At 55.5% G+C, this 14,630-nt stretch carries 13 protein-coding genes and 1 pseudogene; 8 read left to right on the top strand and 6 right to left on the bottom strand.

Translation table 11 applies throughout. The features are described from left to right. Positions 1 to 21: 21 nt before the first annotated feature. The 5 genes from DXU84_RS08690 (at position 22) to DXU84_RS08710 (ending at position 5,394) form a co-directional block, all read left to right on the top strand. The gene (locus DXU84_RS08690) at positions 22 to 876 is read left to right on the top strand and encodes a polysaccharide deacetylase (protein WP_112198764.1); all 855 of its coding nucleotides are present in this window, start codon (positions 22 to 24) and stop codon (positions 874 to 876) included. After that, positions 869 to 1,771, top strand: coding sequence for a polysaccharide deacetylase (locus DXU84_RS08695; protein WP_153375431.1), 903 nt, complete (start codon positions 869 to 871; stop codon positions 1,769 to 1,771). The genes DXU84_RS08690 and DXU84_RS08695 overlap by 8 nt, the downstream gene beginning before the upstream one ends. Further along, positions 1,764 to 3,119 carry an MmgE/PrpD family protein gene (locus tag DXU84_RS08700; RefSeq protein WP_131637662.1) on the top strand — a complete coding sequence of 452 codons (1,356 nt, stop codon included), beginning with the start codon at positions 1,764 to 1,766 and terminating at the stop codon, positions 3,117 to 3,119. Before DXU84_RS08695 ends, DXU84_RS08700 begins: the two co-directional genes overlap by 8 nt. 129 nt (positions 3,120 to 3,248) lie before the next feature. Continuing rightward, positions 3,249 to 4,295: an oxidoreductase gene (locus tag DXU84_RS08705; RefSeq protein WP_013575494.1), complete on the top strand. Its 1,047-nt coding sequence runs from the start codon at positions 3,249 to 3,251 to the stop codon at positions 4,293 to 4,295. A 79-nt stretch (positions 4,296 to 4,374) separates the two neighbouring features. After that, positions 4,375 to 5,394 carry a bile acid:sodium symporter family protein gene (locus DXU84_RS08710; RefSeq protein WP_013575495.1) on the top strand — a complete coding sequence of 340 codons (1,020 nt, stop codon included), beginning with the start codon at positions 4,375 to 4,377 and terminating at the stop codon, positions 5,392 to 5,394. A 64-nt stretch (positions 5,395 to 5,458) separates the two neighbouring features. On the opposite strand, the gene add is transcribed toward DXU84_RS08710, so the two are convergent. The 3 genes from add to malX form a co-directional block, all read right to left on the bottom strand. After that, on the bottom strand, positions 5,459 to 6,457 hold the full coding sequence (gene add, locus DXU84_RS08715) for an adenosine deaminase (protein WP_153375433.1): 999 nt from the start codon (positions 6,455 to 6,457) through the stop codon (positions 5,459 to 5,461). A 207-nt stretch (positions 6,458 to 6,664) separates the two neighbouring features. Then, positions 6,665 to 7,840: a MalY/PatB family protein gene (locus tag DXU84_RS08720; protein ID WP_126124882.1), complete on the bottom strand. Its 1,176-nt coding sequence runs from the start codon at positions 7,838 to 7,840 to the stop codon at positions 6,665 to 6,667. A 59-nt stretch (positions 7,841 to 7,899) separates the two neighbouring features. Beyond that, complete coding sequence (malX, locus tag DXU84_RS08725; protein ID WP_153375435.1) at positions 7,900 to 9,513, bottom strand: maltose/glucose-specific PTS transporter subunit IIBC; 1,614 nt, start codon at positions 9,511 to 9,513, stop codon at positions 7,900 to 7,902. A gap of 254 nt (positions 9,514 to 9,767) precedes the next feature. Here malX and malI point away from each other — a divergent pair, with 254 nt between their 5' ends. Continuing rightward, positions 9,768 to 10,799 carry a Mal regulon transcriptional regulator MalI gene (malI, locus tag DXU84_RS08730; protein WP_119261629.1) on the top strand — a complete coding sequence of 344 codons (1,032 nt, stop codon included), beginning with the start codon at positions 9,768 to 9,770 and terminating at the stop codon, positions 10,797 to 10,799. A gap of 196 nt (positions 10,800 to 10,995) precedes the next feature. Here malI and DXU84_RS08735 read toward each other — a convergent pair whose 3' ends face one another. Beyond that, complete coding sequence (locus tag DXU84_RS08735; protein WP_037034006.1) at positions 10,996 to 11,367, bottom strand: protein YebF; 372 nt, start codon at positions 11,365 to 11,367, stop codon at positions 10,996 to 10,998. Between the two features lie 221 nt (positions 11,368 to 11,588). Here DXU84_RS08735 and DXU84_RS08740 point away from each other — a divergent pair, with 221 nt between their 5' ends. Both DXU84_RS08740 and DXU84_RS08745 read left to right on the top strand, forming a co-directional pair. Next, on the top strand, positions 11,589 to 12,470 hold the full coding sequence (locus DXU84_RS08740; protein ID WP_119261630.1) for an NAD(P)-dependent oxidoreductase: 882 nt from the start codon (positions 11,589 to 11,591) through the stop codon (positions 12,468 to 12,470). A 170-nt stretch (positions 12,471 to 12,640) separates the two neighbouring features. Continuing rightward, positions 12,641 to 13,669 (top strand): isopenicillin N synthase family oxygenase, encoded by a 1,029-nt coding sequence (locus tag DXU84_RS08745; protein WP_013575502.1) that lies wholly within the window; start codon positions 12,641 to 12,643, stop codon positions 13,667 to 13,669. Here the strand turns inward: DXU84_RS08745 and DXU84_RS08750 are convergent. Further along, positions 13,653 to 13,808 (bottom strand): annotated as a pseudogene (locus DXU84_RS08750) (hypothetical protein); the annotation flags it as partial. The gene DXU84_RS08745 and the pseudogene DXU84_RS08750 overlap by 17 nt on opposite strands. A 163-nt stretch (positions 13,809 to 13,971) precedes the next feature. Continuing rightward, on the bottom strand, positions 13,972 to 14,430 hold the full coding sequence (locus DXU84_RS08755; protein ID WP_112152251.1) for a MarR family winged helix-turn-helix transcriptional regulator: 459 nt from the start codon (positions 14,428 to 14,430) through the stop codon (positions 13,972 to 13,974). Positions 14,431 to 14,630: the final 200 nt, after the last annotated feature.

A 14,630-nucleotide genomic window follows, 5' to 3' on the forward strand; every position in this document is an offset into this window, starting at 1 on the left:
CCTCAGGTGACGGACTGACTCATGACGATTTCACAACAGGCGGCCAGTTTATGGCCGCAAAACAAACGCGGCTGCATGGCGCTGGCGTTTGACCTCGACGGCCCGACCGGTGATGCGATGCTTAACGGCACCCTCTGGCAGAAAGCGGATTACTTTACCTTCGGCGCTTACGGACCCTACCGCGCGCTGGAGCGCATTCTTGATTTGCTTGATGATCACCAGCTTCCGGCGACATTTTTCATCCCCGCGTGGGTCGTGGAGAACTGGCCGAAACAGTGTCAGGCGATTGTCGGACGCGGCCATGAAGTGGCGTATCACGGTTACCGTCATGAGTCTTTTTACGCCATCAGCGCGGAGAAACAGTTGTGGGTGATGCAGAAATCCCGCGAGATTTTCTGGCAGTTTCTCGGCATCCGTGCCGAGGGTTTTCGCACGCCTTCCGGTGACTGGCATGCAGAAACCCCCGCCATGTTACTGGAGGCGGGCGTGACCTATTCCAGCAGTATGCGCGGCGACGACCGGCCTTATCTCATCAAGGTTGCGGGGCATGACCGCCCGCTGGTGGAAATCCCAGGCCGCTGGGAAATGGACGATTACGCTTCTATTGCCTATACCCGCGAGCCGAATTTCCCCTCAGGCTTAGACCGCACCGCCAGCTATGAACTGACGCTGGATAACTGGTGTCGTGAATTCGATGGCGCGATGGATGAAGGGCTGAGCCTGACCACGTTGTTCCATCCCAAAATCAGCGGAAAACCCGGACGCATTATGCTACTTGACGCATTTTTTGCTCACCTGAAAGCGCGGGATGACGTGTGGTTTGCACGTTGCCGGGACGTCGCGCACTGGTGGATGCAGGAGCATGCCAATGACTGAACAAAACTGGCCCGCAGGTTACCGCTCTGCGGTGGTGATTACTGTTGATTTCAATGATATTCACGGCATTCTCAGTCAGGTGCCTGCGGTGGCCGGACGCGAAAAAACGCTGTCCGTCTGGCGTTATGGCACGCTGCGCGGCATCGACAGGCTGCTGGCTTTGCTGCAGGAGAAAAACCTGCGCAGCTCGTGGTGTGTGCCGGGCATTGTAGCGGATGAAAACCCGCAGAAGATCCGTGATATAGACCGTGCGGGTCACGAACTGGCGACCTGTGGCTATGAATTCGTCCATTTTGACGGCCTGTCGTTGCATCAGCAAACTGACAGCCTGCAACGGGGTAAAGCGGCGCTGAAAGCGCTGACGGGTAAAGTGCCACGCGGCTTTCGTTTGCCCGCCGGTAACTGGGCGACGGGTTTTGCGGATGTGCTGGCGGATGAAGGATTCAGCTGGACATCCGGCTGGCGCGGTGATGATTTACCCTATTTCCAGCCGATGCAGGATGGTCTGGCGTCGCGGCTGGTGGAACTGCCGCTGCATTATGAAATGGAAGACGAGCCGTATTTTGCCTTCAACCTCAGCCCGGCGGTGCCTCCGGCGCAGTCGCGGATTGCCTCTTACCGCCATACCCTCGGCAATATGAAGATGGATTTCGACGGTTTCCACCGTTTTGGCCTGTGTTACGTGCTGCGCCTGCATCCGGAAGTGATCGGCACGGCAGGGCGCATTGGTGTGCTGGCGGAACTGCTGGATTACATCACTTCGCACCCGGACGTCTGGGTGGCGACGGCCGGGGAAGTCGCGGACTGGTGGTCGCAGAATCAGCCGCAAAACGAGGCGTCGCATCCGGCGCAAATCTGGATGCAACACACCGCGCCGGGAGTCAGCCATGAGTAATGTTTCACAACAGCAGGTTCTGGCCGGATTCGTGGTGAACACCCGTTTTGAGGATTTGCCGCCACGGCTTGTTGAACGCGCCAAGCGGCATATCCTCGACACGCTCGGCGCGGGGCTGGTGGGATCCGCCAGCGATGTTGCAAAACAGGTGGCGGCGATGATCCTCGGTGAAGGCGCATTGCCGCTTTCGCCTGTGTGGGGCTGTCGCGAACTGACGTCGCCGCGCAACGCCGCGCTGCTTAACGGCGTGGCGGCGCATGCGCTGGAACTTGATGATACCGGCGGTTGCGATCATTCCGGCGCGGTGGTGATTCCGGCTTTGCTGGCGGTACTGCCGTTATGCCCGCAACCGGTCAGCGGAAAAGCGTTTATCACTGCGGTCGTGATCGGTTATGACGTGGCGCGCCGCGTGCTGGAAGCCTGTGGCGGATATTCACCACATAACGGCGCAGGCTGGCATTCGACATCCACCTGCGGCGTGTTTGGTGCGGCGGCGGCAGCCGGAAAATTAATGGGGCTGAATGCGGCGCAAATCAGTTCGGCGTTAGGCATCTCAGGCAGTTTCAGCGGCGGCTTGTGGGCGTTTATCCACGACGGTTCGCAGAGTAAAAAACTGCACGCCGGACGTGCTGCCGAAGGCGGTGTGCTGGCCGCGCTGAGCGCCAGGCAGGGCATCAGCGGCCCGTCGCAGTTATTCGGGGATAAATGGGGAGGATTCCTTTCCACGCTGGCCCCTGCCAGTGCAACGCCGGAAGCGCTGACCGCGCAACTGGGGGAAATCTGGAAGCTGGAACGTTGTTCCATCAAGCCTTACGCCTCCTGTCGTGGCACGCATTCAGCCATTGACGCCACCGGCATTTTGCTGGAAAGACTGAATGCCAGCGCGGCGGATATCGAAAAAATCGTTGTGCGCTTGTGTCCGTTCCTCAACGGCATGTGCGGCGACAACGAAATCGCCACGCTGGCCGCCGCGCAGATGAGTATCCGCTACGCTATCGCCGCCCGCGTGGTCTTTGGACACGCAGGGCTGGCGGCGTATGACGCTGATAAACGTCAGGATCCGGCCTTGCTGGAGATGATCCGCCGGATTGATTTGCGGGAAGACGACACCCTGAGCGCCGACGGCGAGCCGGATGTCACGCTCTTCACCCGTTCTGGCCAGTCGCAAACCCTGCGGGTTGATGTCGCGCTAGGTGCGCCGGGTAATCCGGTGTCAGATGAGCAACTTAAACAGAAGTTTATCTCGCTGGCGACGCGGGTGATGTCGGAGGAAGAGGCAGAGAGGATATGGGAGCAGGGGATGCGGCTGGATCTGGCGCGAGATATTAATGCGTTCATCGGGCGGTAACTCCTTCCCCCTTCGCAGGGGGCGGTGCAAAGAGACAGGGCAAATTTTTCACTTGTTCATCCTGCGTGGCTGGTGTCAAATCAGATGATTAGCCTCCAGCGGATAAGACCGTTAAATAAAGGAAATCCTATGACTCAGACCCTGCGTACCGGCCTCGTCGGCTACGGCTTCGCCAGTAAAACCTTTCATTCACCCCTGATTGATGGCACGCCCGGCCTCGAGCTGGCGGTGGTTTCCAGCAGCGATGCGGGCAAAGTCCATGCGGACTGGCCCAATGTGGAGGTGGTAGATTCGCCGGAAAAGCTGTTTGCCGATGCGTCCATTGATCTGGTGGTGATCCCGACGCCCAATACCACCCATTTCCCGCTGGCGAAACTGGCGCTGGAAGCGGGTAAGCACGTTATCGTGGATAAACCCTTTACCGTAACACTTGAGGAAGCCCGCGAGCTTGACGCGCTGGCGCGTGAAAAAGGCAAGGTGCTGTCAGTATTTCATAACCGTCGCTGGGATTCGGATTTCCTCACGGTTAAAACGCTGATTGAAGAAGGTGCGCTCGGCGATATCGTCTATTTCGAATCCCATTACGACCGTTACAAACCGCAGGTTCAGCAGCGCTGGCGTGAAAGTGATGCGCCGGGCAGCGGCATCTGGTTCGATTTGGGTTCGCATCTTCTGGATCAGGCGCTGCAATTGTTCGGACTGCCGGAAACGTTGCAGGCGGATCTGGCTGTACTGCGCCCCGGCGGTAAAGCCGTGGACTATTTCAACGCGGTGCTGACCTATCCGCGCCGTCGCGTGGTGCTGCACAGTACGGTGTATGCGGTTGCCGAAACTGCGCGTTTTATCGTGCAGGGCGAGAAGGGCAGCTACGTGAAATTCGGGCTGGATCCGCAGGAGGACCGCCTGAAAGCCGGTGAACGTCTGCCACAGCCTGACTGGGGATTCGACAAGCGCGATGGTGTGATTACGCTGAGCCACGACGGCGTACTGGCGGAAAAATCGCTGCTGACCATTCCGGGCAATTACCCGGCTTATTATGCCGGGGTGCGGGATGCCATTAACGGACAGGGCGACAATCCGGTTCCGGCGGCGGATGCTATCCGTGTGATGGAAATGCTCGAACTGGGGATGCAGTCCTCAGAACAACAGGCGACCCTGAAAGTCATCAAGAACTAACACGTCGTCTACGCTTCTTAAGTGTCACTTTGGTGGCACTTTTATTTTTCATTTGTTATTCACTTTGCAAGGAAGGTTCATGTCCTGGTTACAACGTCTGAAAATCGACAAGTTTTTGCTGATCCTGGTTTGTGTTGTCGTGGTCGCCTCATTTTTCCCGTGTGAAGGCATTTATAAAACCTTCTTCGGTTACCTGACCACGGCCGCTATCGCGCTGCTGTTCTTTATGCACGGTGCGAAGCTTTCCCGTGAAGCGATCATGGCGGGTATCAGCCACTGGCGTCTGCACGTAGTGGTGTTTCTCAGCACCTTCGCGTTGTTCCCGCTGCTCGGTCTGGGGATGAAATGGCTGGTGCCGGTGGGGATCCTGACGCCGACGTTGTACTACGGTTTCCTGTATCTCTGCGCACTACCTGCGACCGTGCAGTCTGCGATTGCTTATACTTCGGTGGCGGGTGGTAACATTCCGGCGGCCATTTGCAGCGCGTCGGCATCCAGTATTCTTGGCGTGTTCCTCTCGCCGGTGCTGGTCGGCCTGCTGATGCATACACAGGGCGGCACCACTGACACCCTGCACGCCATCGGTTCTATTGTGCTGCAACTGATGGTGCCGTTTATCATCGGACATCTTTGTCGTCCGCTGATTGGCGGCTGGGTACAGCGTCACAAGAAAATCGTCAACGTCACTGACCGTTCATCGATTCTGCTGGTGGTATATGTGGCGTTCAGTGAAGCGGTGGTGCAGGGGATCTGGCATCAGATCAACGGCTGGTCGCTGCTGGCGATCCTCGGCTGTTCTGTTGTTCTGCTCACTATTGTGCTGATCATCAATACTTACGTGGCGCGTCTGTTTGGTTTTAACACCAAAGATGAAATCACCATTGTGTTCTGCGGGTCGAAGAAGAGTCTGGCGAACGGTATTCCGATGGCGAACGTGCTGTTCCCGGCTGCTGCAGTAGGGGCGATGGTGCTGCCGCTGATGATTTTCCACCAGATTCAGTTGATGGTGTGCGCGGTACTGGCCTCACGCTATGCCAAACGTGTGGCACGTGAAGAAGCCGCAGCACTGCTGAAGAAAGAAGAAGTAAAAACGGTTTGACAGGTTGAATCGAAAAGAAAAGGGCGGAGATTATTTCCGCCCTTTTTTATTGTCACAGAAAGCGTTACGCCGATACTTTGTCGCGAATAGCCTGCTTTTCAGCGTCTGTCAGGAACGCCATGGTCAGGCCGTTTTCCTGTGCCTTGCGGATCTCGTCTGGCGTCAGCCCGGCAGCCGGTGCGGCGATGTTATATTCGTTAGCAATCTCAATGCCCTGAACCGCCGGGTCATCGGTATTGATGGAAGCCAGCACGCCGTGACGCAGGAAAATCGCCAGCGGATGCTGCTCAAAAGAGGCCACGGTGCTGGTCTGTATGTTGGAAGTCAGGCAGGATTCGATACCAATCTGATGCTTCGCCAGGAAATCCATCAGTTGCGGATCCTGTGCGGCTTTCACGCCGTGACCGATACGCTCTGCGCCCAGCTCGCGGATCGCCTGCCAGATGCTTTCCGGCCCTGCGGCTTCACCGGCGTGCACGGTAATGCGCCAGCCTGCGTCACGCGCACGGTTAAAGTGGCTGAGGAACAGACTGCCGGGGAAACCCAGTTCATCACCGGCCAGATCCAGTGCGGTAATGCCGTCGCGGTGCGCCAGCAAACCCTCAAGCTCTTGCTGGCAGGCATCTTCACCAAAGGTACGGCTCAGAATGCCAATCAGACGCACATCGATATCATGATGTTGCTGACCTTCGCGGATCCCTTCAATCACCGCTTCCACCACGCCAGCGACCGGCAGTTTGTGGTTCATCGCCATGTAATACGGGGAGAAACGCAGCTCGGTATAATGCAGACCGGCACGCGCCGCATCTTCAACGTTTTCTTTGGCGATACGGCGGCAGGCATCAAGATCGCCCAGCACTTTTACGCCCCAGTCGAGTTTCTGTAGAAAACTCACCAGATCCGGTTCGGTATGCATCACCTGGACATGCGGGCGCAGGGCTTCAAGTTCATTGGCAGGCAAGGTCAGGTTAAACTGACGGCCTAAATCGAGAATGGTTTGAGCGCGGATGTTGCCATCAAGGTGGCGGTGAATGTCGGTCAGGGGAAGGCGTGTGTCGATCATGGTGTGCACTCATTATTATTGAAATGTGCGGGGCATTATAACTGTATTTAGTTGCGCAACAAGAAGGGTTTTGAATTTGCTCCCTCCCCTGCGAAGGGGAGGGTTGGGGTGGGGTATTAAAGAAATATCAGGAGGTTGAAGTGTGAATCGACCAAGTGTTTGCCCTTAAAACCCCCTCCCGTCCTCCCCCTTCGCAGGGGGAGGAGCTTAGACCAACTCCCTGATGGCATTGATTAATTTTTCAACACCCGCTTCCACCTTCGATCTCGGACAGCCAACATTCAGGCGCAGGAAGCCGTTGCCTTCTTCGCCGTAGGTATAACCCGGCATGATGGCGACTTTTTGATGTTCGATCAGCTCATTTTGCAGTTGATTATCGTCAAGCCCGAGCGGGCGCAAATCAATCCAGGCCAGATAGGTGGATTGCGGCGGCTGCCAGTTGAGCTGCGGGAAGGCGGCGTTCAGTTGTTCCGCAACGTATTGCAGATTGCCCTGTAAATATTCCCGCAGCGCGTCAAGCCAGGGTTCACCGTGATGATACGCGGCAACGTGCGCATGAATGGCCAGCACTGCCGGAGACGATAAGCCATCGCAGGATTTTAGCTGCTGCAGATACGCCTCGCGCGGGGCCTGATGGCTGATCAGGCCGTAAGCGCCGGTCAGCGCCGGGATGTTGAAACTTTTCGAGCCGGACGTCAGTAACGCCCATTCACCGCGTGCGACTTCATTCCACGGCGTATGGCGGTTTTCGCCCCAGACCATATCCATGTGGATTTCATCACTGATCACCCGCACGTTGTGGCGTTTACACAGCTCAGCGATCTGCGTCAGTTCTTCGCGTGTCCAGACTTTACCGGTCGGGTTATGCGGGCTGCACAGTAACAGCAAAGAGCAGGCCGGTTGCGCCAGCAGGCTTTCCAGATGTTCTGCGTCCAGCGCCCAGTCGTTAGCGTTTTTAATCAGCGGACAGGCCAGCATCTGGCGCTGATTGCCATCCACAACTTTGAAGAAGGCGTCATAGGCGGGCGTAAATGTCACCACGCCGTCGCCCGGCTGGCTCCACTGGCGGATCAGTTGCGCAACCATGTAAATCACTGACGGGCCGTAAACCACCATTTCGCGGTCAATCTGGCTGTTAAAACGTTGCTGATACCAGTGCGCCACCGCGCCGAGGAAATCATCGTGATGCCAGCGGCTGTAACCGAGCACGCCGTGTTGCAGACGTTTTTGCAACGCATCGAGAATGCAGGGTGCAGCGGGGAAATCCATGTCGGAGATGGTAAATGGCAGTAAGTCTGCACTGCCGAAACGGTCAGCAACGTAATCCCACTGGGTGCACCAGGTGCCATGACGGTCGGTAACGGTGGAGAAATCAAAAGTCATTCTTTTCACTCCCTGAATAAAGCAGAAAAGGGCGACCGGAGTCGCCCTGTTAATCATAGTTACGCCATAGCCGGTTCCGGCGCGGGCTGACTCGCCGCGGTGCGGATCAGGTAATCAAGTTCATCTTTCACTGATTGCACCTGCGGACCAATCACCACTTGCAGATTGTGTTCGTTAAGATGCACAACACCGATGGCGCGGTTGGCTTTCAGCGTGGCATCGTCGACCAGCGACATATCTGCCACGGAAAGACGCAGGCGGGTGATGCAGTTATCCAGAGAAACGATATTACCGGCACCGCCCAGCGCGCTCAGAATAACCGGCACGTTGTAGCCAGATTTACTGGAAGACGGCACCGCTGCGGCAGCAGGCATGTTCTCAGATTCACGGCCCGGGGTTTTAATGTTAAAGCGGGTGATGGAGAAGCGGAAGATGGCGTAATAAGCCGCGAACCAGATAGCCGCCACAACCGGCACCAGATACCACTTGGTGGCAGTGCCGTGCAGGATACCGAAGACCACAAGATCGATGATGTTGCCGTCAGTATTGCCGATGGTCACACCCAGAACCGACATGATGGTGAAGCCCAGGCCGGTCAGAATGGCGTGGATCACGTACAGAACCGGCGCAACAAACAGGAACAGGAATTCGATCGGTTCAGTGGTGCCGCCAACCACACAGGCAACCACGCCGGAAATCAGCAGACCTTTAATTTTATGACGGTTTTCAGGTTTCGCGCAGTGGTACATCGCCAGTGCAGCACCCGGCAAGCCGCCGAGGAACGCAGGCATTTTGCCCTGAGAAAGGAACTGTGTCGCGCTTTCAGAAAAACCGTGCGTGGTCGGGCAGGAAAGCTGCGCCTGGAAGATGGTCAGCGCGCCGCTGACTTCGCGACCACAGACATCCAGCGTACCGCCAGCTTCGGTGAAGCGGATCAGTGCAACCAGAATGTGATGCAGACCAAAAGGTAACAGCAGACGCTCGCCGGAACCGAAAATCATCGGACCAAATACCCCTGCGCCCTGAATCAGGCGGCCCAGACCGTTAATGCCAGCAGCGAAGAAAGGCCAGATCAGCGGGATAAGCAAACCGACCAGACCGAGCACCACCGTGGTGACAATCGGGACAAAACGCGTGCCGCCGAAGAAGGCCAGCGCATCCGGCAAACGGATCGTGTTGTAGCGCTCGTGCAGGATGTACACGATGATACCGACAATCACTGCGCCCAGAATACCGGTGTCGATAGACTGAATGCCGAGGATCATCTGGATATTATTGGCTTTCAGCACCATCGGGTCGACGGTCGGCAATGTGCCGTTGGCGGTCAGGAAAAAGTTAATCGCCAGATTCAGCACGGCGAAACCGACGAAGCCGGAGAAAGCCGCCACACCTTTGTTTTCACGCGCCATGCCCAGCGGGATAGCGACCGCAAACATTACCGGCAGGAAGCTGAAGGCAAACGATCCGACTTTGCTCATCCAGACGAAGACCAGTTGCAGGATCGGATTCCCTAATGCGGGGATCAGCGTCACCACATCATGACTGCTTAACGAACTGCCGATGCCCAGCATGATGCCGCAGAACGACAGCAGGGCGACCGGAAGCATGAAAGTTTTCCCCAGGCTTTGGAAGAATTCCCAAAGTGTGACACGTTGTTTTTTATTTGCAGGCATACCCGCTCCATGAGTTGTTTTATTAAGCTGCTTTTGATGGCGGCTAAGATAAAACGTTTTACCTAAATAATACGTGTCGTACCTCACAATATTTAATGATGCTTGCACTACGCTGGTAAAAGGATGGTTAAACGTTTTACTCAAAGGGTGGAATTAGGTATAACTGTCTGACCACGCTAATTATTCCAGCCTTCGAGTAAAGCGGGCGGGCAGGGATCCTGTTTCATGGCATTTCAAATCAACGGCAACACCCGATGAACCCTAAAAAAATCACGATCGTAGATGTGGCGCAGCACGCGGGAGTGTCCGTGACCACGGTTTCACTGGTGCTCAGCGGCAAGGGACGGATTTCCCAGACAACCGCAGAACGGGTTAACCGGGCGGTTGATGCGCTGGGTTTTGTGCGCAACCGGCAGGCGAGTACGCTGCGCGGCGGAGAATCCGGCGTGGTCGGGCTGATAGTCCGCGATATCTGTGAACCGTTTTATGCCGAAATGACCGCCGGTCTCAGTGAGATGTTTGAAGCGCAGGGCAAAGTGTTATTTCTGCTGCAAAGCGGACCGTCCGGTAAAGGGCTGATGCGTTGTTTCGATACGTTGCTGACCCACGGCGTGGACGGCATTGTGATCGCCGGTGGCGTGAATACCCTCGGTGGGTTGAGAGAAAAGGCCGAAGAACATGGCGTCCCGCTGATTTGTGCCGCGCGCTCCGGGGGTATTGAGGGGGTTGACGTTGTCCGTCCCGATAATATGCTCGCGGCGAAAATGGCCACGGAATATCTGATCAAACAGGGCCACAAACAAATCGCCTATCTTGGCGGATTGAGCAATTCGTTAACCCGCGCCGAACGCCTCGGCGGCTTCTGCGCCACACTGCTGCAATACGGTCTGCCATTTCGCACTGAATGGATTATTGAATGTGACTATCAGCAAAAATGCGCCGCCGATGCTGCCGAAATCTTATTATCCCGCTATCCGAAAATCAGCGCGATTGTCTGCCATAAAGCTTCCGTCGCGCTGGGTGCCTATTTCGGCGTTCTGCGCACCGGCGCACAAGTCGGCGGCGGGGCAGTAGACAGTTTCTTCCAGCAAAAAATTGCCCTGATAGGCATGGAAGATGCACCGGAATCGGAGCTGACCGAGCCTCCGCTGACCTCCATTGCGAACTCCGCACGGGAAATCGGCCACGCAACGGCCAGGCGCTTGTTGCTGAGGATTGGCGGGCAGAATCTGGAAGCGCAGAATATTATTGTGCCACCGGGGCTGGTGGAGAGGGAGTCGGCTTAGCTGATGCCTGAGCGGGCACTCCGGGCGCTTTTAAATTTAAAATCCAGGACAAGGTCGTAGGTTGCTGCCCACAGCGGCCCAAAAAATTGGAAACGAACCCCCTGGAATCCTGCGTTTTTCTCACTGCGCGCTGTTGCCGGCGTTTATGTTCCAGCGAGCGGGGTGACAGACGCAAGCCCAGGGTGTTCGTCTGGATTTATTCCACCGTCGAATATTTCACGTAGTGATTGGAACAGTTAAAGTGCGCGACATAACCCAGGGTGCCGTTCGGGCCTTTCGCGCTGAACGGGATGTTATAGGTCCCTTTGTCTTCTTTAGCGTCATCGCTGATGAAATTCAGAACCGGCACCGACGTGCCCATGTTGTCTTTATCATTGCCCCAGTTAGGGATACGGTTTTCCATGTAATCACGGGTGACCGTATCGATGGCATTGTCCTTGCTGATATCGGCACACGCGCCTTCTGTGGAGCGCTGCATCCACCACGGGTAGATATACACAGAGCCCAACATCAGCACCATCAAAACGAAAATGACTGAAACAATCCCGATCAAAACAACTTTACTCATAATGCTTGCCACTCCTGAAAATTATCAGTCAAATCATAAGCTGCCTGAATAAATCAATATTAAATGCCAGGCGCGAAAGCGCGTATGTTACGCCACTTACTCAGCAGAGGTTAAGTAATATCAGCCTTTCTGTTGCATTCGCTTACAGAAGCCAATGCCCGGACAGCGCGCCGGGGTGTTAGCCTTTTTACAACATACATTGTTTACGTAAGGAGTCAGGCATGAGTCAGCAACAACCCACGGTCGCCGTACTGGGGCTGGGCGCAATGGGGCACGCGTTCGCCGCTAACCTGATCAAAAAAGGGTTCAATACCCGCGTCTGGAACCGGACGGCTTCACGGGGTGATGATTTGGTGAAAGCCGGTGCGACACGCGGCCGGACACCGCGTGAAACCGCTGAAGGGGCGGATGTGGTGATTACAATGCTGTCCGATGGCAAAACGTCCCTTGACGTTTATCAGGGTGACAACGGTTTGCTTGCCGGCCTGAAACAGGGCGGCATTATCGCTCAAATGGGAACGCTCGGCGTAGACGCGACGGAATCGTTGATGGCGCTGATTAAAACACTGCGTCCTGATGTGGTGTTCTTTGATGCACCGGTTTCCGGGACGAAAGCACCGGCCGAACAGGCGCAAATTGTGGTGCTGGCCAGCGGGGATCGCGAAGCGGGCGCGGCTATTGAGCCGGTATTTGCCGCCATTTCCAAAGCGACAAAATGGCTGGGCGAAGCCGGGCGTGCATCCAAAATGAAACTGGTGGTCAATGCCTGGCTGATTGCCATGATGGAAGGTATCGCAGAAACTACGCAACTTGCCGAAGCGCTGGGTTTCACCCCCGACGATCTGTGGAATGTGCTGGAAGGCGGTCCGCTTGCTGCGCCGTATATCAGGGGCAAAATGGAGATGTTCAAAAGCGGTGATTACACCCCGCAGATGCAGCTGACCTGGGCCCTGAAAGATATCAATCTGGCGCTGGAAGCGGGCAGCAATCTTGAACTGCCGGTGATGAAACGTATCAGTCAGACCTGGCAGGGTGCGGTCGATGGCGGTTATGGTGGGAAGGATCTGGCGGTGGTGTATCACTATCTTGGCAATAAGTCTTAAGTCATTAAAAATTTGTGAATAAATCAGCGGCCTGTCCATGGAAGGGCTGGCTGTTTTCTGCCTCTCATTCATAACCCTGAAGTATAAACCAGACCATCTGGCTATTGGTCTGTCATCCGGCAACCGTGATAGCGTTGATAATTATTAATAACATCACGGCGGACTACGCGATGAGCCAGACATCCCCCTCTATCCCTCTGATCGATTTCAGTCAGTTTTCTGCAACGCCCGGACAGCGGGAAGCGTTCCTTGCGCAACTGCGTTATGCGGCGCGTGAGATTGGTTTTTTCTACCTGAAAAATCATGGCGTTGATGCGCAGTTACTGAAGGATGTTCAGCGGGTTGCCCGACAATTCTTTGCACTGCCCGAGGAAGACAAACTGGCTGTGGCGATGATCAACTCGCCACACTTTCGCGGTTATAACCGGGCCGCCTCGGAGATTACCCGGGGTCAGCCGGACTGGCGCGAACAGTTTGATCTCGGTGCCGAGCGGCCAAAACTGCCGGTGACAGAGAGTACGCCTGCGTGGGCAAGATTGCAGGGGCCGAATCAATGGCCGGAAGCATTGCCGGAATTGCGCCCGCTGTTACTGCGCTGGCAACGGGAGATGACGGCCATGTCGCTGCGTCTGCTGCGGGCTTTTGCCCTGGCGCTGAAACTGCCGGAAGACGCGTTTGATCCGCTGTATGGCGTAAAGCCCAATGAACATATCAAACTGATCCGTTATCCGGGACGCACGGTGGGCGCCGGAAATCAGGGGGTCGGTGCGCACAAGGATTCAGGATTCCTCAGTTTTCTCTTGCAGGATGAACAGCGCGGTTTACAGGTGGAAGTGGAAGAAAACCAGTGGATCGACGCGTTTCCGGTCCCTGATACGCTGGTGGTAAATATCGGCGAGTTACTGGAACTTGCCACCAACGGCTATCTGCGCGCTACGGTACATCGGGTTGTCTCGCCACCGGAAGGCGGCGAGCGCTTGTCGCTGGCATTTTTCCTTGGCGCTCAGCTTGATGCTGTTGTGCCATTATTCCCGTTGCCCGCAGAACTGGCGCAGGAAGCGCGGGGAGAGGCAAGCGATCCGCTGAATCCGTTATTCCGCGATGTGGGTTTCAATTATCTGAAAGGGCGGCTGCGTTCACATCCTGACGTGGCGCAGCGCTATTATTCCGATTTCCCCGGGGCTAATACTGCTGGCTGACCGGAGCCAGTGCAGTATCTACGCTGACCATGGTGGACATGCCCGGACGCAGACGGTTACTTTGCTGCTGTCCCGGTTCCAGTTCAATGCGCACCGCGATACGTTGTGAGATTTTGGTGAAGTTACCCGTCGCGTTATCCGACTAATTTGTACCTTGCTACATAATGTAATAAGGCATTTCCACGGTGTCTACCCAATTATTCATACTGGTGATATTTACAAATGAAAATAACGAGTAACAAATCAGTAACGGAAGTGACTATTTCGGGCGGGAAAAGCTATAAAACGTGAAAAATCGCCAATTAAAGCGCGGCGATATTGGCAGTAATACTGGCGAGAACACCCCGGGCGATATCCACATCATTTTGCGGAATACCTTCCATGACGCGGATCAGAATGTCATCCGTCATGATGCGTACCTGGTTTGCCAGCTCAGTTCCGGTTTCTGTCAGTCTGATATCTTTCGAACGACGATCGGTTTCTCCGGGGCAGCGTTCCAGCAGGCCCAGCTCGGCGAGGCTGTCAAACAGGCGAATGGCGGTAGGGTGTTCCACTTCCAGCAACGCGGTCAGTTCACCCTGAGGCAGGCGCCCGCTGGCGGCTTCAAGATGTAATAATACTTGCCCGCGAGCCAGTGTCAGACCAATGGTTTTGAAACGGGCATCACAATAAGTCCGCAACTGACGGCCGATATGAATGGTTTCAGGCAGGAAACGGACGGCGGGAGAGGTGGCTTCCGGGCGGCGGCGTAATATGGTCACAGGAGATCCTCAACGTCGGGGATTAGCAGGTTCTGAGACGTCAGATTAGCACGATAAGCAACATTTATCAGAAAAGGACGGGTGCCATTAACATTTTGAGACAAGTGGAAGGGTTATCTAAGTAAAGTTTCCGGAAACTATTTATGCTATCCGGAAAGCCATTTTACCTGTTTGCTTTATCCCTCTGACGGAGAAAATAC

This window comes from Rahnella sp. RcJ3, assembly GCF_009498575.1.
GTDB classification, from domain to species: domain Bacteria; phylum Pseudomonadota; class Gammaproteobacteria; order Enterobacterales; family Enterobacteriaceae; genus Rahnella; species Rahnella aceris.